General features: G+C 36.4%; 19 protein-coding genes. 15 read left to right on the top strand and 4 right to left on the bottom strand.

Annotated elements, in window-relative coordinates; translation table 11 throughout:
- Positions 1-15: 15 nt before the first annotated feature.
- Positions 16-2847 (bottom strand): aminomethyl-transferring glycine dehydrogenase, encoded by a 2832-nt coding sequence (gcvP, locus tag OO775_RS02685; protein ID WP_264845466.1) that lies wholly within the window; start codon positions 2845-2847, stop codon positions 16-18.
- Positions 2848-3041: 194 nt separating this feature from the next.
- Here gcvP and OO775_RS02680 point away from each other — a divergent pair, with 194 nt between their 5' ends.
- From OO775_RS02680 to dnaJ, 3 genes are all read left to right on the top strand, one after another.
- Positions 3042-3860, top strand: a complete 819-nt coding sequence (locus tag OO775_RS02680) for an HAD family hydrolase (protein ID WP_264845465.1) — start codon at positions 3042-3044, stop codon at positions 3858-3860.
- A gap of 72 nt (positions 3861-3932) precedes the next feature.
- Entirely contained in the window at positions 3933-4484 is a 552-nt protein-coding gene (locus OO775_RS02675; protein WP_264845464.1) for a nucleotide exchange factor GrpE, read from the top strand.
- Between the two features lie 23 nt (positions 4485-4507).
- The gene (dnaJ, locus tag OO775_RS02670) at positions 4508-5632 is read left to right on the top strand and encodes a molecular chaperone DnaJ (RefSeq protein ID WP_264845463.1); all 1125 of its coding nucleotides are present in this window, start codon (positions 4508-4510) and stop codon (positions 5630-5632) included.
- A gap of 55 nt (positions 5633-5687) precedes the next feature.
- Here the strand turns inward: dnaJ and OO775_RS02665 are convergent, their stop codons facing one another.
- Both OO775_RS02665 and OO775_RS02660 read right to left on the bottom strand, forming a co-directional pair.
- Positions 5688-6347 carry a hypothetical protein gene (locus OO775_RS02665; protein WP_264845462.1) on the bottom strand — a complete coding sequence of 220 codons (660 nt, stop codon included), beginning with the start codon at positions 6345-6347 and terminating at the stop codon, positions 5688-5690.
- Positions 6348-6636: 289 nt separating this feature from the next.
- On the bottom strand, positions 6637-7818 hold the full coding sequence (locus OO775_RS02660; protein ID WP_264845636.1) for a TonB-dependent receptor domain-containing protein: 1182 nt from the start codon (positions 7816-7818) through the stop codon (positions 6637-6639).
- A 114-nt stretch (positions 7819-7932) separates the two neighbouring features.
- Here OO775_RS02660 and OO775_RS02655 point away from each other — a divergent pair, with 114 nt between their 5' ends.
- The 8 genes from OO775_RS02655 to OO775_RS02620 all read left to right on the top strand — a co-directional run bounded on the left by OO775_RS02655 (position 7933) and on the right by OO775_RS02620 (position 20506).
- Positions 7933-8403, top strand: a complete 471-nt coding sequence (locus OO775_RS02655; RefSeq protein WP_264845461.1) for a septal ring lytic transglycosylase RlpA family protein — start codon at positions 7933-7935, stop codon at positions 8401-8403.
- A 281-nt stretch (positions 8404-8684) separates the two neighbouring features.
- On the top strand, positions 8685-12134 hold the full coding sequence (locus OO775_RS02650; RefSeq protein ID WP_264845460.1) for a leucine--tRNA ligase: 3450 nt from the start codon (positions 8685-8687) through the stop codon (positions 12132-12134).
- A 44-nt stretch (positions 12135-12178) separates the two neighbouring features.
- Positions 12179-14389, top strand: coding sequence for an HsdM family class I SAM-dependent methyltransferase (locus tag OO775_RS02645; protein ID WP_264845459.1), 2211 nt, complete (start codon positions 12179-12181; stop codon positions 14387-14389).
- A gap of 2 nt (positions 14390-14391) precedes the next feature.
- A complete protein-coding gene (locus OO775_RS02640; protein WP_264845458.1) occupies positions 14392-15909 on the top strand; it encodes a restriction endonuclease subunit S domain-containing protein in 1518 nt (505 codons plus the stop codon).
- A 46-nt stretch (positions 15910-15955) separates the two neighbouring features.
- Complete coding sequence (locus tag OO775_RS02635) at positions 15956-16864, top strand: DUF5655 domain-containing protein (RefSeq protein WP_264845457.1); 909 nt, start codon at positions 15956-15958, stop codon at positions 16862-16864.
- A 119-nt stretch (positions 16865-16983) separates the two neighbouring features.
- Positions 16984-19182 (top strand): HsdM family class I SAM-dependent methyltransferase, encoded by a 2199-nt coding sequence (locus OO775_RS02630; protein WP_264845456.1) that lies wholly within the window; start codon positions 16984-16986, stop codon positions 19180-19182.
- Positions 19179-20261, top strand: a complete 1083-nt coding sequence (locus OO775_RS02625; RefSeq protein WP_264845635.1) for a restriction endonuclease subunit S — start codon at positions 19179-19181, stop codon at positions 20259-20261. Before OO775_RS02630 ends, OO775_RS02625 begins: the two co-directional genes overlap by 4 nt.
- Complete coding sequence (locus OO775_RS02620; protein ID WP_264845455.1) at positions 20258-20506, top strand: hypothetical protein; 249 nt, start codon at positions 20258-20260, stop codon at positions 20504-20506. Before OO775_RS02625 ends, OO775_RS02620 begins: the two co-directional genes overlap by 4 nt.
- On the opposite strand, the gene OO775_RS02615 is transcribed toward OO775_RS02620, so the two are convergent.
- On the bottom strand, positions 20490-20753 hold the full coding sequence (locus tag OO775_RS02615; protein ID WP_264845454.1) for a hypothetical protein: 264 nt from the start codon (positions 20751-20753) through the stop codon (positions 20490-20492). The two genes, OO775_RS02620 and OO775_RS02615, sit on opposite strands and share 17 nt — an antisense overlap.
- Positions 20754-20906: 153 nt before the next feature.
- On the opposite strand from OO775_RS02615, the gene OO775_RS02610 reads away from it, so the two are divergent.
- From OO775_RS02610 to OO775_RS02595, 4 genes are all read left to right on the top strand, one after another.
- On the top strand, positions 20907-21608 hold the full coding sequence (locus tag OO775_RS02610; protein WP_264845453.1) for a DUF6261 family protein: 702 nt from the start codon (positions 20907-20909) through the stop codon (positions 21606-21608).
- 181 nt (positions 21609-21789) lie between these two features.
- Positions 21790-22791 carry an AAA family ATPase gene (locus OO775_RS02605; RefSeq protein WP_264845452.1) on the top strand — a complete coding sequence of 334 codons (1002 nt, stop codon included), beginning with the start codon at positions 21790-21792 and terminating at the stop codon, positions 22789-22791.
- 35 nt (positions 22792-22826) lie between these two features.
- Entirely contained in the window at positions 22827-23480 is a 654-nt protein-coding gene (locus OO775_RS02600; RefSeq protein WP_264845451.1) for a GDSL-type esterase/lipase family protein, read from the top strand.
- 9 nt (positions 23481-23489) lie between these two features.
- Positions 23490-24356, top strand: a complete 867-nt coding sequence (locus OO775_RS02595) for a DUF58 domain-containing protein (RefSeq protein WP_264845450.1) — start codon at positions 23490-23492, stop codon at positions 24354-24356.
- Positions 24357-24360 lie beyond the last annotated feature (4 nt).

Here is a 24360-nt window from a genome sequence, read left to right as displayed (position 1 = left end):
TCTGTGAAATTATCCTTATTGATAGTCTTCTATAGGAGGGCAAGAGCATATCAGATTTCTATCTCCATAAGCATCATCAACACGGCGAACCGAAGGCCAGAATTTGTTTTCGTACAAATATGAAAGAGGGAAAGCTGCTTGCTCACGTGTATAAGGGAATTCCCACGTATTGGCGGTAAGCATAGCCAATGTATGAGGAGCATTCTTCACAGGGTTATTCTCATCGGTTATCGCATCAATTTCTTTGCGAATACTTTGCATTGCGGCGATAAATTTATCCAATTCGGTTTTACTTTCACTCTCGGTAGGTTCTACCATAAGTGTTCCAGCAACAGGGAAAGAAACCGTAGGAGCGTGATAACCGTAATCCATCAATCGCTTGGCAATATCAATCACTTCGATGTGTTTTTGTTTAAATTCACGACAATCCAAAATCATTTCGTGAGCGGCTCTTCCTTTTTCCCCTGTATAAAGAATTGGATAAAAATCTTTTAGTTTTTCTTTCAAATAGTTTGCATTCAAAATAGCATATTGTGTAGCTTTTTTAAGTCCTTCTGTACCCAACATTCGGATATATGCATATGAAATTAGACACACCATAGCACTACCATAAGGGGCTGAAGAAATCACATCTCTATTTTTTAGATTACCTGTTAAGATATTGGCAGGTAAGAAAGGAACTAAGTGCTTAGCCACACAGATAGGTCCTACACCAGGACCACCACCTCCGTGAGGTATAGCAAAGGTTTTATGCAAATTCAAATGGCAAACATCGGCACCAATAGTTCCTGGATTGGTGAATCCTACTTGGGCATTCATATTGGCTCCATCCATATAAACCTGACCACCATTGTGGTGAATAATTTGACAGATTTCTTTGATTGATGATTCAAAAACTCCGTGCGTAGAAGGATATGTAACCATCAGAGCAGAAAGATTATCTCTGTATTGTTCAGCTTTTTCACGTAAATCAGCTACATCAATGTTTCCTTGTGGGTCAGTTTTAGTAACTACAACATTCATTCCTGCCATTACTGCCGAAGCGGGATTAGTTCCGTGTGCTGAAGCGGGAATTAAACAAACATTACGATGTCCTTCGCCTTTGCTTTGTTGATATGTACGAATAACCATAAGTCCTGCATACTCTCCCGAAGCTCCCGAGTTGGGTTGTAAAGAAGTTCCTGCAAAACCTGTGATTTGAGAAAGATAAAGCTCTAAGTTAGACAATAATTCTAAATAACCTTCTGTTTGATTTTTTGGAGCAAATGGGTGAATATTCCCCCATGCAGAGGAACTCAAAGGCAACATTTCAGTAGCAGCATTGAGCTTCATCGTGCAAGATCCTAACGAAATCATCGAATGATTGAGCGATAAATCTTTGCGTTCCAACTTTTTGATATAGCGCATCATATCAGTTTCGCTATGATAGGAGTTGAATACTTTATCAGTTAAAATGGCATCGGTTCGCAGGTGTTTTTCATTTAAAACAAAATGAGTTTTTAATTCAGTTATTTTTGTATATGAAGTATTTTTTGCTTTGGCAAATACTTCTATAATTGCATTCAAATCATCTAAAGTTGTCGCTTCATTAAGCGAAATACTGATACGATTTTTATCAATATAGTAGAAATTGATTTCGGCTTTTTCAGCGATAGGTCGTATCGTTTCCTCTTCTGCTTTTATAATGAGTGTGTCAAAATATTCCTTTGACAAAATTTCATACCCCAATTTGTTTAGATTTTCAGCCAAAGTTGCAGCTGACAGATGTACTCGTTCGGCTATATTGCGTAACCCTTGTGGCCCGTGATATACAGCGTACATTCCAGCCATAACAGCCAGTAATACTTGTGCTGTACATATGTTTGAGGTAGCTTTGTCTCGCTTGATGTGTTGCTCACGTGTTTGCAAAGCCATACGAAGCGCCATATCTCCATTGGCATCTTTGGTAACTCCGATTATTCTACCAGGGATATTTCGTTTGTATTCATCTTTGGTAGCAAAATAAGCAGCGTGTGGACCTCCGAATCCTAATGGAATACCGAAACGTTGTGTTGTTCCAACAACGGCATCAACACCCCACGATGCAGGTGCTTTGAGCAGAACTAAACTTAACAAATCGGCAGCAACAACTACTTTAATTTCTTTTTGATGTGCCTTAGTAACGAAATCAGCCAAATCTTTTACTTCTCCATTTTTGTTTGGATTTTGGATAAAAGCACCAAAATATTCCGTAGAAAAATCAAATGTTTCTTCATTACCTACGACGATATCTATTCCTAATGCTTTTGCACGAGTTTTAACAACGGCTATAGTTTGAGCAAAAGCAAATTCTGAAACAAAAAATTTATTGATACCTTGTTTTTTTTGCTCACGTGAACGAAGTTCAAAAAACATAGTCATAGCCTCCGCAGTTGCTGTGCCTTCATCAAGCAAAGAAGCGTTGGCAAGTTCCATGCCTGTAAGCGAAACTAGCATTGTTTGATAGTTCAAAAGAGCTTCAAGTCGCCCTTGTGCTACTTCTGCTTGATAGGGTGTATAAGCTGTGTACCAACCAGGGTTTTCAAAAATATTACGGAGAATTACTGCAGGAGTTATTGCCTCGTTGTAACCTTGTCCTATATAGGTTTTGAATACCTTATTTTTTTGAGCAAGTTGAGCGATGTGTCGGGCAAATTCGTATTCACTCAAAGGTTGAGGAAGTTCAAAATCTTTTGTTAAGCGAATGTCAGATGGAATGGTTTCTTCAATAAGTTGTTCCAACGATTTGGCTTTGATAGTTCGTAGCATTTCAGGCAAATCTTCTGCTGAAACACCAATGTGTCTTACGGAGAATTTATTTGTATCCATATTCTTATGTGTTATATAATTATAAGTTGCACAAAATTACATTTTTAGATTGAAACAGCAAAAAATTTTATCATTATAATTTATTTTTTGCTAAAATATCGTGTTTTATCTTGGTTTTTATAGTGATAATGAGCTATTTATTTTTGTATATTAGGATAAAAATGTAACTTTGCACCTCAAATTTAGCAAAACTAATGAGTATTAAAATTATTTTTTCTGATATTGATGGAACATTACTCAATGATGAACGTCAAGTATCAGAATACACCATCGAACAAGTGAAAAAAATCAAAAATCAACTTCCTTTTATACTTGTTTCAGCAAGAATGCCTAAGCAAATGTACTATATACAAGAACGTTTAGATATTTTAAACGAACCCCTTATTGCTTACAATGGAGCTTTGGTAAAGCACAAACAAGAGGTATTACATTCGGTTGAAATTCCTCTTTCGATAATTGAAACTTTGATTCAATACAATGAACAAAAAGCAGATAATCAAGTACATATAAGCTTGTACAATGCTGATGATTGGTATGCTCCTTCGTATGATTTTTGGGCAAAAAGAGAAGAACATAATACACAAACTTCTCCCGAAATACTTTCTAATAAAGAAGTGCTTAACAAGTGGTACAATGAAGGAAAAGGAGCTCATAAAGTAATGCTTATGGGTGAGGTTTCTTACATAGAACCCATGTTTGCTTATTTGAACGAAAAATTGAATACAAATACACATATCTACAGAGCCAAAGAAACTTATATAGAAGTGGCTGATATTCAGGTTTCTAAACTTACAGGTGTTAAAATGATTTTGGATAAAATTTACCCTTTTTCATTATCGGAAGTAATGGCTTTTGGAGACAATTTTAATGATATTGAAATGCTTAAAAACGTAGGGCATGGCGTGGCTGTTGCCAATGCTCATACTTCTGTGAAAGCGGTTTGTAAAGCAATTACAAAGCATCATAAAGAGGAAGGCGTTGCTGATTATATTAGTACCTATTTCAAAAAATGACAATTTGTCAGATGCTATTTTTTGGCAAACTAATTGTTATCTCTTCAACCATATAAATTATAGTTAAACAATATGACCACTAACGAAAAAGAACAAAATATACAAGAGGAAATTACTGAAAATACCTCGGAAGTTACTGAAAATAAGTCGAGTAATACTCAAGAGTCTTCACAAGAGACATCTATTTCGCAAGAAGACGAATTAGCCAAAGAGAAAGATAAATTCTTGCGTCTTTTTGCCGAATTTGAAAATTATAAAAAACGAACAACCAAAGAACGTATCGAACTTTTCAAAACGGCAGGACAAGATGTCATAGAGTCAATGTTGCCTATTTTAGATGATTTTGATAGAGCATTGATTGAAATTTCTAAATCCGCAGACGAAAACTTGCTCAAAGGCGTAGAAATTATTTATAATAAATTGTTCAATATATTGAAATCCAAAGGATTAGAACAAATACAAGTCGCTTCTGCTGATAATTTTGATAGTGAAATACACGAGGCTATTACGCAAATTGCTGCACCAACAGAAGAACTCAAAGGAAAAATTATTGACGTAGTTGAAAAAGGTTATAAATTGGGTGATAAAATAATTAGATATCCCAAAGTAGTTGTAGGTCAGTAATTTAGCATTATAATTCAATAAGAATGAAACAAGATTTTTATGATATATTAGAAGTCGATAAAAAGGCTTCACAAGCGGAAATTAAAAAAGCCTATCGAAAAATGGCTCTAAAATATCACCCTGATAAAAATCCTGGGGATAAACAAGCCGAAGAAAAATTTAAATTGGCTGCCGAAGCATACGAAATATTGGGCGATGAACAAAAACGAGCACAATATGACCAATACGGGCATGCTGCATTTGATGGGGCTGGTATGGGAGGCAAGCATTATACCAATGTTGAAGATATTTTCCGAGATTTTGGAGATATTTTTGGAGGACATTTCAGTGGTTTTGGAGGTTTTGGAGGTTTTGGAGGAGGCAATTCGCATTCGTATCGTGTCAAAGGAAGCGATTTGCGTATTCGAGTAAAATTATCACTTGCTGATACTGTTAATGGTGTTGAGAAAAAAGTAAAAGTTCATCGAAAAGTAAAAGCCGAAGGAACTACATACAAAACTTGTGAAACCTGCCACGGCAACGGAAGTGTTGTTCGAGAAATGAATACAATTCTTGGGCGTATGCAATCTTCTACAACGTGTCCGACTTGTGGCGGAAGCGGTCAAGTAATAGATAAAAAGTCCAATGATGCCGATGCTCAGGGACTGAAATCTGTTGAAGAAACGGTTTCTATCAAAATTCCAGCAGGAGTTGTCGATGGAATGCAACTTCGGGTTGATAGAAAAGGGAACGATGCACCTGGTACCAACAGCATAGCAGGCGATTTGCTTGTTATCATTGAAGAAATCGAACACGAAACTTTAAAACGCGAAGGCGAAAACTTGCATTATGACTTGTATATTAGTTTTCCCGAAGCCGTTTTGGGAACTTCAAAAGAAATAGAAACAGCCACAGGGCGTGTTCGTATTAAGCTTGAAGAAGGAATTCAGTCAGGGAAAATTCTACGACTTAAAGGAAAAGGAATACCTGTGCTTAACGGATATGGTTCAGGTGATTTACTTGTACATGTTAATGTATGGACACCTAAAAATTTGACAAATGAACAAAAAGAATTTTTCAGAAAAATGGTAGATGATAATCATTTTACACCAAAACCTGATAAAAATGAAAAATCCTTTTTTGAAAAAGTAAAAGAAATGTTTTCATAAAAATAAAAAGCAACCTTTTATAAAAGGTTGCTTTTTATTTTTATCAATTTATTTTTTAAAACACTCCTAAATAAAATGCATCGCCAACGATTTTAAGAGTTGCTCCTTTTGTAAAGCCGTTCGCATCGGCTCTTTTTGGATCAAAAATATAGATATTTCCGTTTGCATTTAATGGAGCAATAGCTGCATAAAGTTTTCCATCTTTGCCTAATTTCATATTTTGGTTTGAAGCAAGCCACAAGTTTTCAGGCAAATTCATCTTGATAGCTGTTTTGTTCTTCAAATCTACACGAGCCACGCCCCAGTATTTGTTTTCTGACTCCCAGCTTGAATCTTTGTCTTCTACTTGTTGGTAGAAAGGCGATGTGGTGTTTTCATACTTTTTGATATTCCCATTCTGATATTCCAAATTGTATATGTACTTCCCATCGCTTAATGTGTAAAAACGGTGTGTACGAGTATCGGGAAGTCTAAATCCATTATTTTGGAAACTGATTTCCCCTTTGGTTATATCAGTGAAGGGCAATAATGTCGCTGTGGACAAATCTCCTATCCCCCCCGTACCTGTTCCATAAGCAATATGGAAAATTTCCGCATCTGTTGGCGGTGGCGTAGGTATCGGGTCGTCTCCGGTTTTGTTACAACCTACGGCGAATAAACCTGCCCCAACCATCGTCAGAGCTATTATTCTAGATGTTACATTTCTTTTTTTCATTATATTTGATTATTAAATTTGGTTCGATTTTATAAATGTTTTTCTCCTTGCCAAACAAATCTACTAATGTTTGAAATTTTTTACTCCTGCGAGAAAACATCTGCAAAATGTTTGGAACTTTTCGCCCCTGCGGGAAAACTTTAGTAAAATGTTTGGAACTTTTCGCCTCTGCGAGAAAACATCAACGAAATGTTTGAAGCTTTTTACTCCTGCGGGAAAACTTCAGTAAAATGTTTGGAACTTTTCGCCCCTACGGGAAAACATCAACGAAATGTTTGAAAATCTCTCACTAAAACACGGAATATGTTATCTTCCCAAAAATAGCTCTCCCTGGTTTTTGCAACGCATAATTATCAAACACTTGGGTATCAAAAATATTTTTTGCATTGACTGCCAAGGTCCATTTCCGATTCGGGAAAGTATACGTTACCCCCAAATCGTGCAACGCTTGGGTTGGGATAATGATTTTGTTTGCTGAGCCTAAGTTTTCCCAATCTTTAAAAAATTCGTGTGTATAGCCAAAATTATAATTCAGCGTCAGGCGTAATTTTTCCTGAAATATATTTCTGAAAATATACTCTGCATTGGCATTTCCGGTCAGATAGGGGACGTTACGCAATTGGCTTTTGTAATAAAAATATTCGACTCCGTATTCATTGTACTGCAAATTAAATCGGGCATCGAAGTACGAACCGGCTATATTTACGAACAATTTTTTGTCCCAATTGTATCGCAATTCCAAATCAACTCCCTTGCTTAGTACTTTGCCCAAATTCTCGAAACTATAAAAATCGGCTGTGTTACGCGGTGCTCCTCGCTGAATCATATCGTGAATATCTCGCACGAAAAAATTGGCTTCTGCCCCAAATTCATTTTTCCCAAAATCAAAATTTCCTATATTGAACCCAACATTCAGGTTTCGGCTATTTTCAGGTCTGAGCAAAGGACTTGGGTCGATGTTTTCGCTGGTATTTCCTAACATTTCTGTAATTCCCGGCAACCGGATAGCACGTTCGGCAGAAGCTAAGAGCAATTCATCTGCCCACTTCTTATGAGTTATACTACCTTTTATCCCCGAAGAATAATAACTATCGTGAAAACGTTTGGCAATGATATATTTTTTAATTCCCGTGCTATTGTCGGTTACATATACGTTTTCGCCCCAAACGTTATAATTATTATCGGTGTAATTATAGAAGGAAGACAGATTTGCCACGAATCCGCTTTCTTTATTGCGATAACTTGCGTTCAAATCCCATTGGTGCGTGTTAAACGAGCCGTAGGAGTATGAAGTGGTGATATTATTTTGCATATCTTTTTTCAGAACCACGTTGATTCCTCCGCCGAGGGCATCTTCGGAAAGCTCTGTGGGTAACACACCTTTGTATACTTCGATACGCTCAATCATCGATGGCGGAATGCTGCTCAGTGAAAACGAATGTCCGTAATTGCGGATAGGAATTCCGTCAATAAAAATTCGAACTCATACCTGCTGACTGATAGATTTTAATTACAGAAAAATTCTATTTTGATTTTTTTGTAAAAAATTGTACTTTTGTTTTTCGAATTTCATACTAATAAGATGATGAAAAAAATTATTATTTTTTCACTATTTATATTGATGATGGGGGCAATATCATCGTGTAGTGGGCAAAAAATAACTAAAAAAATGCCTAAGAAAACAATTGTAACTAAAAAGAAAACTATAACTTCTCAAAAAAAAGAGAAAACAGAAAAAACAAATCTGTTACCTACCACACCCTACAAAACCAGCGTGGTAGCCACCTATTATCACGACAAGTTCAACGGACGTAAAACCGCCAACGGAACTATCTTTGATAATAGTAAGCAAACAGCCGCTCACCGAACCCTACCTTTCGGAACAAAACTCAAAGTAATAAATCGTGCCAATGGCAAATGGATTTACGTAACGGTAAACGACCGAGGACCCGTAAAGACAACACGCGAGATAGACCTTACCAAACGTGCCTTTATGGACATCACCGATAACAAAAATAAAGGAGAACTTGTAGTGGATATCGAAATAGTCGAGTAACTTACTATCTGCCTTTTCACAGACTGACCGCTCACGTGAACCAATCGGTGCGTATGCGTTGGCAAAAGGGTACGTACCCATTCGGCTTCCTATTTTTATTACCTCTCTGAAGAAGTTTCAATTGCTTTATAACGAACTGACTTTCCGCAAGTTCTTTTCTTTTTATAGCTTATTTCTCCGCTCGGTACAAAATAAATTATTACTTTTGCATTTTAATTAGAAAATAATATTAACCATTTAATAAAAATCCCTTCTTTTTTACAGAGGGTCTGGAATAACTTATGAACTACAACCACAAAGACATCGAAGCCAAATGGCAAAAATATTGGGCTAAAAACCAAACTTTCAAAGCCAAAAATCCCAACTCGAAAGACGCCCTTCCTTCGGAGGGGTTGGGGGAGGCTTATTATGTATTAGATATGTTCCCGTATCCGTCGGGGGCGGGTTTGCACGTAGGGCATCCGTTGGGGTATATTGCTTCGGATATTTTCGCTCGTTACAAACGCCACAAAGGCTATAATGTGTTACACCCAATGGGCTACGACAGCTTTGGACTTCCTGCCGAGCAATACGCCATTCAGACAGGGCAACATCCCGAAAAAACTACCAAAGAAAACATCGCTCGTTACCGCGAACAGCTCGACAAAATCGGCTTTTCGTTCGATTGGAGCAGAGAAGTACGCACTTCCAATCCAGACTATTACAAATGGACGCAATGGATTTTCATTCAGCTTTTCAATTCGTGGTATAACAACGATAGCGACAAAGCCGAAGACATTTCTGAACTTGTAAAAATATTCGAAAAAGAAGGAAATACTGCCGTAAACGCCGTTTGCGACGAAGATACACCCGAGTTTTCTGCCCAAGAATGGAACGCCTTTTCCGATGAAGAAAAACAGCGAATGCTTCTCAAATATCGCCTCACTTATTTGGCGGAAACGCAGGTGAATTGGTGTCCGGCTTTGGGAACGGTTTTGGCAAATGACGAAATCGTAAATGGCGTTTCGGAGCGTGGCGGACATCCCGTTATCCGTAAGAAAATGACCCAATGGTCGATGCGAATTACCGCTTATGCCGAGCGACTTTTGCAAGGTTTGGAGCAAATCGATTGGAGCGAATCCATCAAAGAAAGCCAACGCAATTGGATAGGAAAATCGCAAGGGGCTTCTGTAATATTCCCCCTATCCCCCGAAGGGGGAACAACCGCAAAAGCGGATAAACCTTCTAAGCAAGGTTATATGACAGGAGGAAATAATGCACATATTCTAATAGAAAAGGCAAAGGAAATGCGCAATAATCCTACCCAAGCAGAATCTGTTTTGTGGGAACAACTAAGTGCTAAAAAATTAGAAGCCAAATTTAGAAGACAGCATCTTATAGGAGATTTTATTGTTGATTTTGTTTGTCTTTCAAAAAGATTAGTTATCGAAATCGACGGAGGTTATCACAATACTGAAGAACAGCAAATTTTAGATGCTGAAAGAACGAAAATACTAAATGAGTATGGCTTTGAAGTAATTCGATTTACAAATGAAGAAGTTATAAGCAATTTAGATGTTGTTATTGAAAATATTCAGAATAAATTAGCCTCGAAACCAGATGTTAGAGAATCTATTTCGCAAAGTGCATCGGTTTGTCCCCCTTCGGGGGAACGGGGGATTGTGGTTTTCACGACAAGACCCGACACTATTTTCGGAGTAACTTATTTGACGTTGGCTCCTGAACACGAATTAGTGAAGACAATCACTACGCCTGAGCAAAAAGCAGCGGTCGAAGCCTACATTGAGGCGACTTCCAAACGCTCGGAACGCGACAGAATGGCGGATACCAAAACCATTTCGGGTGTGTTTACGGGGGCGTATGCCGAGCATCCGATTACCAAACAACCGATTCCAATTTGGATTGGCGACTATGTGTTGGCAGGTTACGGAACTGGGGCTGTGATGGCAGTTCCTGCAGGTGATGAGCGTGATTATGCCTTTGCCAAACATTTCGCTGGGACGGAAGGAATGCCTGAAATTATCAATATTTTCCAACTTAATTCCCTTCCTTCGGAGGGGTCGGGGGAGGCTGGTGCATATACCGAAAAAGGCGGTTTCAAATTACAAAATTCAGACTTCCTTAACGGAATGGATTACAAAGAAGCTACCGCAAAAATTCTTTCCGAATTGGAAAAATTGGGCGTTGGAGAGGCAAAAATCAACTATCGTTTGCGTGATGCGGTGTTTTCTCGCCAAAGATATTGGGGCGAACCTTTCCCAATTTATTATGTAAATGGATTGCCTCAAACCATTGATACGCAATATTTACCCATCGAACTTCCCGAAGTAGAAAAATACCTCCCAACCGAAGACGGACAGCCACCACTGGGCAACGCCAAAGAATGGTATTGGGACGCGGATAACAATAAAGTTGTTGCTGCTCCCCTCTCTTTGAGAGAGGGGTCGGGGGAGAGGATTTTCCCTCTCGAACTCAACACGATGCCAGGTTGGGCGGGGTCGTCTTGGTATTGGTTGCGTTATATGGACGCTCATAATCAGGACGAATTTGCCACAAAAGAAAACCTCGATTATTGGCAATCGGTGGATTTGTACATCGGCGGAAGCGAACACGCTACGGGGCATTTGTTGTACAGCCGTTTTTGGAATAAATTCCTCAAAGACAAAGGTTTTATTAAAGAAGAAGAGCCGTTTAAAAAGCTCATCAATCAGGGAATGATTTTAGGAACGAGTGCCTTTGTGTATCGCATCGAGGGAACGAATACTTTTGTATCGAAAAATCAAATCGGAGACCATAAAGTACAGGCTATTCACGCCGATGTGTCGTTGGTAAATGCTTCTTCGGAATTAGATGTAGAAGGCTTCAAAAAATGGCGACCAGACTTTGCCAATGCAGAGTTTATATTAGAAAGTGGAATCCCCCTAACCCCCGAAGGGGGAACTAAGGGCGTAAATGCTACAAATAGTTCACCATCAACAGGCTCAAAAGATCCCTCTCCGAAGGAGAGGGCGGGGGGAGAGGACAAATACATCGTAGGTCACGAGGTAGAAAAAATGTCAAAATCCAAATACAACGTAGTGAATCCTGATGATATTTGTGAGCAATACGGAGCAGATACATTGCGTTTGTACGAAATGTTTCTTGGACCTTTGGAACAGGCAAAACCTTGGAACACCGCCGGAATTACGGGCGTTTCGGGCTTTTTGAAAAAGTTCTACAATCTTTATTTTGATGGCGATACGATTGCTATTTCTGATGAAAATCCGACCAAAGAAGAATACAAAATCTTGCACACGCTCATCAAAAAAGTGGAGTACGATATTGAGCATTTTTCGTTCAATACTTCGGTGTCGGCGTTTATGATTGCGGTAAACGAATTGCAAAAAATCAAGTGCAACAAACGAGCGATTTTAGAGCCTTTGGCAGTACTTATTTCGCCGTATGCACCGCACATCGCCGAGGAACTTTGGGAAGTTTTAGGACACAGCGAAAGCATTAGCCGAGTGCCGTTTCCTATTTTTGAGGAAAAACATTTGGTAGAAGATTCCAAAGAATATCCAGTGTCGTTCAACGGAAAGGTGCGTTTCAAAATCGAGTTGCCGTTGGATATGCCCACCGAAGAAATGGAAAAAATCATCTTATCAGACGAGCGTACCCAAGCCCAACTCGGTGGCAATCCTCCAAAGAAAATCATCATCGTAAAAGGAAAAATCGTGAATGTGGTGGTGTAAATGAATAGATAGGTTTATTCGTACAATAATATAAAAAAAAGAAAATGACATTTACAGAAGCTAAGCAACAATTTGATAAACAATATAAATTGGTTAATGAGTTTGATTGTTTTTTATCAGAACATTTAACTTACGGAAAGAAGACTTCTTTTAGGAATAAAAAAGGAGACTTAAACGAGCAATATTACAAATGGCAATTTTTATATGCCATTATTCATTCAGGGCTTTTTACAAAAGATTACATAGGTACTGAATTGCATTTTCCAAAAGGAAATAAATCTTCTGCACCACTTAAAATAGATGCGGCTATTTTTGATGATAAAAACTGGTTTGATAAATATAAGGATTATCATAATAATAAAAATAACGATAGTTTGGAATGGCTTAGAGATCATTTAATTGTAGCCATTGAATTTAAAAAAGAAAATAATAAAAATGTTTTGGAAGTTTGGGATAAGCAGTTAAAAGCATATCTCAAAGAGAGTAATCGTACTTTTTGTTTAGGAGTTTTGTATGATACGGAGAGATTGTATTTGTTTCGTAAGTATAATGGGAAATTTTTGCGTTATAGTGAAGAATTTAATACTAAGGGAGAAAACAGCAAAACCAAAGAACTCTCCTTACATTTGCCAGACCCATATATCAATATACCTAATTTTGACACGATAAAGGAATGGACGGAGGCCAAGAAAATTATTCGTTCAGAAAGAGGAATCCATAATCTGGATATTATTTCAGGGATACATTCTACGCAGATTAATGATGCGATGAGTAGCATTTTGCGTACAATGGATAAAGTGGGAATGGTCAATCAAAAAGGATTTGAAATTCTGATACAAATTTTATCTCTCAAAATATATGACGAAAAAAGAAATGAAAAACAACATACTCGCTTTTTAGATTTTTATATTACAGAAGAAGAAAAAAGTTTCAGAACTTTGGCAGATACTGATTTACAGAAATTCATTATCAGAATCAACAAATTAAGAGAAGATGCGTCGGGTACATATTATCGTATTTTGCACGAAAATCCATTGGATGTAAAAAATGAAAATCACATCAAGGTATTGATAGAAGTTGTCAGTCAATTTCAAGATTATTCGTTTGTAAGGTCTCACAAAACAGATTTGTATCAGTTGGTATTTTACAAATTTGCAACTCCTTTTTCAAAAGACCAAAATGCTCAGTTTGTTACGCCTCTGCCTTTAATTGATTTTTTGGTAAGCATTGTAAATCCACGAAATGGAGAAACAGTAATTGACCCAACCGTAGGAATTGCAGACTTTTTATCGGTATCTTATGTAAATTCGGATAGCAAGTTAGATGACAATAACATTTTCGGAATGGATATTGACGAGCAAATGGTGATGCTTGCTACCTTGAATATGCTTCTTAACGGAGATGGCAATGCTACCATAGAAGCCAAAGCAGGTTATGGTTCTTTGTCTCATAAATTTGATAGTACGGGAAATATTTTGGAACTCATTCCTTCGATGAATAAAAAAGGAGATTGGGATAACAGACCTGACAGAAGTCAACTTAAAAAATTTGATGTGGTACTTACCAATCCCCCTTTTGGTGATGACCGAGCCTTTGTTCCCAAAGATAACAAAGATTTAGAAATGATAGAATGCTATGAGTTATGGCATTTGTACAAAAATAAGGTTTCTCAGTTAGATTTGTTAGTAAATGATATAAAAGAAAATATCAATAATGAAATTGTGCAAACTTCTCATAAAAAAGAAGCCAAAAATAAATCTAAAATAGATTTAGGAATCGTTTTTCTTGAAAATGCATATCGTATTTTAAAAGAAGGCGGAAGAATGGGTATTGTTTTATCCAATTCCATTGCCAGTATAGATAGCCACAAGATTGCCAGAAAGTGGTTGATGGACAAAATGCGTATCGTTGCCATTTTTGACCTACCTGCCAATGTGTTTGCAGAAACAGGAGTAAATACTTCTATTATTGTGGCATATAAACCTACTCAAAGAGAGTTGGAAAAGCTAAAAGAACAAAATTATCAAGTATTTTTCAGAGGGATAGAAAAAGTGGGTTATGAGGTAAAAACCAATAAGCGTGTGAAGTTTTTTGCCCCAACATACAAAATAAACTACGAAACCTTTGAGATAGAAATAGATAACGAAGGCAAGGCGATACTTGATGAGGATTTTTCTCAAACTATTAAAGATTTTAAACAATGGTGCCAAAGCCAAGAAGAAACATTAAAAAACATTTTTATTAAAGATAAGTAGGGATGAATAGTTATGTTAAAGCCCCTGACGAAATTTCTTTGTCTTCTATTTTAGAAAAGGAATATAGCTTATCATCATCTCAATACAAAGAGCTGTGTATTTCTAATAAAAATCTTCTTTATGTAAAAGATTTTTTAGATAGAAATTTGCAAAGAAAGGATTTAGGAGAAGAAGTAGGTTCATTGAATTATATAAGTCAATCAACACATTATTTTATACGAACAAAGGCATTACAAGAGCATTCATATTTACCAGAAATAACAAATGAAACGGCTGTACCGATAATGCCGAGTAGTTTTGTAAAAATGGATTTGAAGGAAGGGGACTTAATTATTTCAAAAGATAGCAATATTGGGGAAATAGTTATCTTAGATAAAGATTATCCAAATTATATGCTTTCAGGGGCTTTGTATAAACTTCCTGTAAGTGAGCATAAGTATTATCTGTTAGCATTTACGAAACACCCTATTTTTCGAGAGCAGTTAGATTTTATAGTACCCAAAGGTGCTACGATACGGCATGCTAAAACTTTATTTTTAGATTGTAAAATACCTTTGCCAAATCATAATAAAGAAAATACTATAAAGTTTATAGAAATACTTACTCAAGCCATTATAAATAAGGAAAAACTTATCAAACAACGCCACCAAGCCATTTTAGAAAATATAGAAAAAGAACTTTTAGATAATCAATTACCTAACCAATTTGAATATTCGCTACCTACTATTTCAGAAATAGAAGAAGTAGGTAGATTGGATACTGGATTGTATTCTAAGGAGTTTAAGGAATTTGACCATATTGTCAAGAATTATAAATATGGAGTTTGTAATTTTTTAGAATTAAATAATGGTAAAGTAAACATAACAAGAGGACAAAATTTACAAGAAAGCAATATCGGAAAAAGTATCTATTCTGAAAAATATACCAAAAAGTTTTATAGGCTTTGTTTGTCAAAGCAATTCACAGAATATCATACTATAGATAGCTTTACATATGTAGGAAATTCAAACAAACTGAAAGAAATAAAAAAAGGAGAAATAGTGTTTTCTTGTAGAGGAGATATGGGGAGGTCCATCATATTTTGTGAGGAAATTAGTAGGACAATTACAAATATTGATAATGTACATATATCTTTTGAAGAACAAAGTTTGTATAAAACAATATTTATAAATGAATTTTTGTTTTTTTTAAGACATAAAGGTTATATAAAAAATATATCGATTACAGGTTCAGGAGCAGATAGTTTTACTATTTATCAATTTGAATTAATAAATATTCCCAATTTCCCTGAACAAAAGCAAAAGGAAATTGCCAAACTTTATCATAATTCTGAAATAAATTACCCTTGTAAAGAATTTACACTAGATAATTTTTTGGAAAAAGATGCTATATACAATGAACAGGCAGGTATTTATGAATTGGATAAAACCGCTAAGCAACTAAAAGATATATTAAATAAAGCCATAGAAAATATCATCAATGATAAGCAGGTAGAGATTTCTTTTAAACCACAAGGATAAAAGATTTTGTATATTTATGATATAATCTGTTACTATTAAAAATCAAATGAAAATCTTTAAAAAAAATAAAAACATTCTTTCAGATTTAAAGGAAATTCCCTTTAAGTTGGAACGCGATATACAGCGATTATTGGAGCAGAATTTGGAGCAAGTTACAGGTTTGGAGCTGGTAAAATCTGAGTTTTCGGTGCAAGAACAACGAATAGACACTTTGGCTTTTGACACCGAAAGCAAATCGTTTGTGATTATAGAGTATAAGCGGTCGCACAATTACAGTGTGTTTGACCAAGGCGTGGGCTATCTGCGTACCCTATTGCAATATAAAGCCGATTTTGTACTGGAATACAACGAAAATTTAGGAAAATCGCTCAAAAAAGACGAAGTAGATTGGTCGCAAAGTAAAGTGGTTTTTGTGTCGCCAGCCTTTAATTCCCATCAGAAAAAAGCAGTGGATTTCAAAGATTTGAACATCGAACTTTGGGAAATTAAGCAGTTTGAGGGCGATATTATCACCATCAACGGATTGAAAAAATCGGTAGCCGCTCCGAGTGTAAAATTGTCGGCACAGAAAGGAAATTCGCAGTTGGAAGAAATCACCCAAGAGCTAAAAACCTATACCGAAGAAGATTTACTGGAAGGAAAACCTGATGAAATGCTGGAACTTTACGAAGAAGTGAAACAAGCTATTTGCAACCTTTCCCCAGAAATAGAGGTCGTTCCACAGAAACATTATGTGGCGTTTAGGATTGGAAAACGAAACATTTCAGATATAGAAATTCAAAAAAGTGGGCTAAAGTTATTCATCAATAAAAAAATAGGCGATTTAGACGACCCAAAGAAGTTGATGAGAGATGTATCAAAACTTGGACATTTGGGCAACGGCGATTATCAAGCCAAAATCACTGATCTCAAAAATATAGAATATTTGATGAGCCTTGTGAAACAGGCGTTGTAGGGAAATACACACATTTTTAAGTTTTAAAACAACCGTATGAAACTCATAGAAATTTTAAAAAACACACAATAACAGTAGGGACGAATCATCATTCGCCCCTTAATAAATCAAAAAAAATTATGACACAAAAGATACAAAGCATAGAACCCAACATAGCAGATTTAGCCAATGGTTGGCTCAAAAAATATAAGCTCAATTACAAATTAGAGCAAGAGTCTCTCAATACTGAAATTGACAAAGCATTAGAATATTATTCGTCTAAAAGTGGTGGGATAGGAGGCAATCGCCCAGATGCAAAATTGCTTTTAGAAAATCAATACGGAGAAGTTTTTCCTGTATTGATTGAATACAAAGGCAAAAAAGATGCTTTGGTAAAATTAGATATAGATAACAATGTAGAAAATCGCACTGCAAAGAACGAACCCAACTACAAAAATATAAAAGACTATGCTGTAAATGGTGCGGTACATTATGCCAACGCTTTGCTTCATCATACTAGTTATACCGATATTATCGCCATTGGTATGACGGGCGAAAAAGATGAAAAGGGGAATATTCGCCATCAGATTGGGGTTTATTATGTTTCTAAAAAGAATTTAGGCGTAGGACAAAAAGTAGGTGATTTTACTGATTTTTCTTTTTTGTCAAAAGAAAACGCTGATGCCTTTATTGAGCAGGTCAAAAACTTATCACTTTCGCAAGAGGAATTGGATAAACTCAAAGAAAAACGCGAAAAAGAAATCGATGCCAGTCTTGTAAAGCTCAATAATGATATTTACCAAAATGAAAAAGGTTTGGGAGAAAACGACCGTGTCTATCTCGTAGCAGCATCCATCATAGCCACTTTAGGTGTAGCGGGTAAGGTAAAGCCTTTGGAAAAAGAAGAATTAAAATCCAGCCAAGAAGAAGGTAACAGAGATGGGGATATTATTATTCGTAAAATCAATGCCTTCTTTAACGAAAAGAAACTTCCGCAAGATAAAAAAGACCTCATTATTCGTACACTTTCCAATACGCTTCTCACTGAAAATATTAATAAAGCCGAAAATGGCGAAAGTCAATTAAAAAGAGTTTTTACCAAGATTGTAGATGATTTGGGGATTTATTACAAAATCGGTTTGACGACTGATTTCACTGGTAAATTGTTTAACGAAATGTATTCGTGGCTTGGTTTTTCCCAAGATAAACTCAACGATGTAGTTCTTACGCCCTCGTATGTAGCTACTTTACTTGTGAAGTTGGCAAGGGTCAATAAAGATAGTTACGTTTGGGATTTTGCTACAGGGTCGGCGGGGCTTTTGGTGGCAGCAATGAACGAAATGCTCAACGATGCCAAAGAAACGATTCATTCACCAGAGGAATTACATCTTAAAGAAGCCCACATTAAAGCCAAACAATTGTTAGGGCTTGAATTATTGTCCAGTGTCTATATGTTGGCAATTCTCAATATGATAATGATGGGGGACGGAAGTTCTAACATCATCAACAAAAACTCATTGACCGATTTTGATGGAAATTATGGTTTTGGGAACAAAGACGAAAAATTCCCTGCTGATGCTTTTATTCTCAATCCACCCTATTCTGCTACAGGCAACGGAATGAACTTTGTGGAAACTGCTTTGAATATGATGCACAAAGGCTACGCTGCGATTATTATTCAAAACTCGGCGGGGAGTGGAAGAGCCAAAGAAATCAATCAACGCATTTTGCAAAAACATACCCTACTGGCAAGTATCAAAATGCCTGTGGATTTGTTTATCGGTAAATCCAGCGTACAGACCAATATTTATGTGTTTAAAGTAGGTGAAAAACACAAAGAAAAAGCTATAGTCAAATTCATTGACTTCACCAACGATGGCTATACGCGTACCAATCGCAAAAAGGCAAGTAACAACCTAAAAGACACCGACAGAGCAAGAGAACGCTATCAGGAAGTAGTGGATTTGGTGGAATTTGGGAAAAACCAACTAAACATCTTTACCAAAAAAGAATATTACGAAAATACTATTGCTACAAAAATAGACACTACTAAAGAAGAAAATGCAGTTGCACAGGCTAAGATAGCTCTTGAATCTTATGAAGATAAAGAAAGTGAAGCATTTAAAAAAGTAGAAGAAAAATATTTTGCGGCTTTAGAAAAATTAGAGCCTTTATTACAACATAATAATAAAGTAGGTGCCGACTGGAATCAAACGGCACCGATTGATACTAAACCCACGCTGGAAGATTTTAAGAAAACCGTAAGCGACTATTTGGCGTGGGAAGTGTCTAACATCTTAAAACAACAAGATAAACAAGACGAACGCTTGGGAAAATAGAAGCCCACTTAACACAAGAACTCCAGCAAGTTAAGTGGGCGGAATATAAAACTGAGGATTTGTTCAGTATAGTTAGCGGGAGTAAAATTAAAAATAAAAGTGAATTACCATTAAAAGGAGAATTCCCAGTATATTCATCGGACTCTAATAATAATGGAATAGTAGGTTTTGTAGATATTCCCACTTACATTTGTGATGAAGAAAATAAATTCTTTGTAGTTTTTGGAGATCATACCAGAACTTTTAATATTGCAAACAAAAGTTTTTCAATTTTAGATAATGTAAAGGTTTTGAAGCCTGTAAAAGAATTTAATTTAAAACAATTATTGTTTGTTGTGTCTTCTTGGAAAAAAGAAATTCCTAATTTGGGATATGCGAGGCATTGGAAAATAGCAAAAGATGTAAAAATCTCCCTTCCTACCAAAAACGGCGAAATTGATTTTGATTTTATGGAAAATTTCATCTCGCAGCTCGAGGCGTATCTCTTAGTTACTGGACTAAAAGACTATACCTTAACCACCGCCGAACAACAAGCCCTCGCCGACTTCCAAAATGGAAAAATCCAGTGGGGAACGTATAGGTTTGAGGAAATTTTTGACAACATAAAACAAGGCAGAAGATTGAAAAAAGACGACCAAATTGCAGGAGATATTCCTTTTGTAATGGCTGGAGTTACTAATACAGGTGTAGTAAATTATATTTCAAATCCAGTGGCAAGTTTTACTAAAAACTCTATCACCATAGATATTTTTGGAAACGCTTTTTATAGAAATTATGATTTTGGAGCAGGAGACGATACGGGAGTATATTGGAACGCTAAAACAGAACTTTCAAAAGAAGTAATGTTATTTCTAACCAAAGCATCAGAAAAAGCATTAGAGGGTAAATTTTCGTATGGTAAAAAGTTGAGAAGCTCTCAAAGTTTAAAATTACAAATGATGCTTCCCACCCAAAACAACGCACCCAACTACGACTATATGGCGTTGCTCATCTCCGCTATACAAAAACTCGTCATCAAAGATGTGGTATTGTACGCCGATAGAAAAATAGAGGCTACTAAGAAAGTAATACAAAAATGATGGATAATAAAATCATATTCAGAATAGAAACAGACAAGCCTCTGCCCGTTGAGGATTTTACAAAGTCTTTAGAAGCGTTTAATAAAGAATATATAGCTTTTTCTGGCATAGAAGAATTACAAATTTCTGAAATACGGAAAGGTAGTTTTGAAGTAGAATTTATAAATTATGTGATTCCAACGGGGCTATTTGCAATGATGACTAATGCGAATAGCATTTTTGAATTTATCAATCATTTAAAGTAAAAATCACCATACAGAAACTCGTGATAAAATAGATAGTCTTGTACGCCAATAGAAAAATTGAGGCGACCAAGTAGGTGATAAACAAAAAAACATTTCTTATATTTGTAGGGTATTCCGACATTTGTCCGAAAGTAGCAAGTAAGTCTGTTGAGTGTTTGGACATTTGTCCGAAGGCAGAAAGTAAGTCCGTTGAGTGTTTGGACATTTGTCCGAAGGCAGAAAGTAAATCTGTTGAGTGTTTGGACATTTGTCCGAAGATAAAAAGTAAATCTGTTGAGTGTTTGGATATTTGTCTGAAGATAAAAAGTAAGTCTGTTGAGTGTTTGGATATTTATCCGAAGATAAAACATATCGACAAAAGCAAATGAAACAAAGAGTTGTAACTTCAAAAATTTTTAATATGAATAAATTACACAACAAAGTCCGCATTACCGAAATTGGCGATGTAGCCAACCGATTGGCGGTTATTTACAAAGGCACTGCTACTTTGCAAGACGATGCCTTTTTGAAAACCCTTTTTTCTGAAATTCAGACCCAAGGCGACCAAATAACCGAAGCGGTAAAGAAAGACAAAGCCGTATCGAATTTGGAAGATGCTGATGCCGAGCGTGACGAAGCCATTCGCGTGTTGGACAAGATGCTCAAAGCCTATGAGGTGTTTCCGGTGGAAAGTACCAAAGCTCACGGGCAGAAAATCGCTGCCATTTTCAAGAAATATGGCGTGAAAATCACCGAAGAAAACTATTCCAGCCAGTCCAACTTGATTGATTCATTGCTCAAAGACTTGTCGGCAAACGAGGTTCAGGTGTCTGTTACGGCACTTTCGGGGGTAGGCGAGGCGATTACACAAATTCGCACCACGCAGGAAGAATTTTCCAAAGTGCGACTGCAATACGAAGAAGCATTTACTGAAAACCTTTCAAAAGTCAGTGCCAGCAGTCTTCGCAAACCGCTTTTGGGATTGATAAACAAAAAATTGATTCCGTATTTGGTAGCGATGACCCTTGTCGATGGGGCAAAATACACCACTTTTGCCGACAAGGTTTCAAAAGTTATAAACGATATGAACGAGGTGGTCAAAGGCAGAGCCAAGAAAAAGTAACCAAAAACAAATGTTTTATGTAGGGGCGAATAAGAATTTGCCCTTACATTTTTTACATACAACACTAAGAGGAAAATAAATTTCATAAAAAATAATTGATTTAACAAACACTTAACGTATAAACCCCTTTTTTTTTCAGAACTTGCGGCGATTTTAATTTTTTGAATAAAAATATTGAAAAATGGATACAAATACAAGTATTGACATTAGTCAAATCAATGAAAAAATAGAACGTGAGAGCGTTTTTATAGACGTTCTTACACGCGAGATGAACAAAGTGATTGTAGGACAAAAACATATGGTCGATACATTGCTTATTGGTCTTTTAGGTCAAGGACATATTCTTTTGGAAGGTGTGCCAGGTCTTGCCAAAACTCTGTCTATCAATACGCTTTCTAAGGCAGTTCATGGAACGTTTAGTCGGATTCAATTTACTCCTGATTTGCTACCTGCTGATGTTATCGGAACAATGACGTATAATATCAAACAAAATGAATTTTCTATCAAAAAAGGACCTATTTTTGCCAATTTTGTCCTTGCAGATGAGATAAATCGTGCCCCTGCCAAAGTACAATCGGCACTCTTGGAAGCTATGCAAGAAAAGCAAGTAACGATTGGCGATAATACTTTTACTCTTGATAAACCTTTTATGGTAATGGCTACTCAAAATCCTGTAGAACAAGAAGGGACATACCCCCTACCAGAGGCTCAGGTCGATCGTTTTATGCTTAAAGCCGTGATTGATTATCCAAAACTTAATGAAGAGCAATTCATTATGCGAAACAATCTTTCTGGAGAGCAAATTCAAGTGAATCAGGTAGTGAGTTTGGAGCAAATTCGCAAAGCGCAACAAGTGGTTCGTGAGGTGTATATGGACGAAAAAATAGAGAAATACATCTTAGACATTGTCTTTGCAACGCGTTATCCAGAGAAATATAACTTAGCTGATTTAAAACCACTTATTAGTTTCGGAGCTTCGCCACGTGGAAGTATCAACTTGGCGACAGCAGCCAAGTGTCACGCCTTTATCAAACGCCGAGGTTATGTAATTCCAGAGGACGTTCGGGCTGTGATTTACGATGTGTTGCGTCACCGTATCGGAATTACGTATGAAGCTGAGGCTGAAAATATTACATCAGTAGAAATTATCAATAAAATCGTAAATACGGTGGAAGTGCCGTAATCATAGAGCTTTTAAACATATCAAAAATTTAGGTTATGAGACGATTAGTTACATTAGTTCTTTTCACAGCCTTCATTTTCGGGGCGTATGCTCAGGAGCGAAAGCATTCACATTTTTATGAACAGCGGTCGGACTTATTTGAGAAGTTGCCTATTACTTCTAAAGACATTATTTTCATAGGCAACAGTATTATCAACGGAGCCGAGTGGTGTGAGTTATTTCCAAATAAACCCGTGAAAAATAGAGGAATAAGTGGTGATATTACTGAGGCCGTTTACGAACGATTGGATTACATCACTAAAGCAAAACCTGCCAAAATATTCCTAATGATAGGAGTGAATGACATTGCTCGAGGTATCGAAACTTCTACCACCGTCGATTATATGAGGAAAATTATAGAGAAAATACAGCAAACAGCCCCAAAAACGAAGATTTACATTCAAAGTTTACTGCCTGTGAATGCTGATTTTGAAATGTTTAAAGGACATATGAAACCCGAATTTATAAAGGAAATAAACAATCAATTCAAAGCTTTAGCTCGGGAATACAAAATCACATTTATAGATTTATACCCGCACTTTGTTGAAAAAGGAACCGATAAATTAGCCACCAAATACACCAATGATGGCTTACACCTAATGGCTGAAGGATATTTTCTATGGAGAGATATTATTTTGCCATATTTGTAGAATAAGAAAATGGATACCAAAGAAATACTAAAAAAAGTACGAAAAATAGAAATCAAAACTCGCCGATTGAGTGATAATATTTTCGGTGGCGAATATCATTCAGCGTTTAAAGGACGAGGTATGACTTTTTCTGAAGTACGACCATACCAATATGGCGATGATATTCGTAATATTGATTGGAATGTTACAGCTCGCTACAACGAACCTTTCGTAAAAGTATTTGAGGAGGAACGCGAACTCACACTAATGCTTATGGTTGATGTCAGTGGAAGTGAACTTTTCGGAACTTTACAACAATTTAAAAACGAAATACTTACCGAAATTGCTGCTACATTAGCTTTTTCGGCTTTGCAAAACAATGATAAAACAGGATTGTTATTATTCTCTGACCAAATAGAGTTATTTATTCCTCCCAAAAAAGGGAAATCGCATATTTTGCGAATAATCCGCGAATTGATAGAGTTTCAACCCAAAAGTCGGCAAACAAACTTTACCATTGCCTTAGATTTTCTTAATCAAGTAATGAAGAAAAAAGCCATCGTATTTATGTTGTCCGATTTTATGGGAACAGATTATCAAAAATCATTGCAAATAGCCTCACGAAAACACGATCTTACAGGCATTCGTTTGTATGATGAACGAGAAATGTCACTCCCCAATATTGGGTTAATTTCTGTAAAAGATGCTGAAAAACAAAATATTATCCAAGTAGATACTTCGTCAAAAAAGGTTCGCAAAGCATACGAAAATCATTATCGAGAGCAAGTAATTTATTTTGAAAATACATTCCGCCGAAGTGGGGCAGGAGTACTTAGTTGCCGATGCGACGAGAGTTATATTACTAAGTTGTTAGGATATTTTAAACATAGAGCATAAAGTC

This window comes from Capnocytophaga catalasegens (assembly GCF_026005215.1).
Lineage (GTDB): Bacteria > Bacteroidota > Bacteroidia > Flavobacteriales > Flavobacteriaceae > Capnocytophaga > Capnocytophaga catalasegens.
The sequence above is the reverse complement of the archived record's forward strand: the minus strand, read 5'-3'. Positions and strand labels throughout refer to the sequence as shown.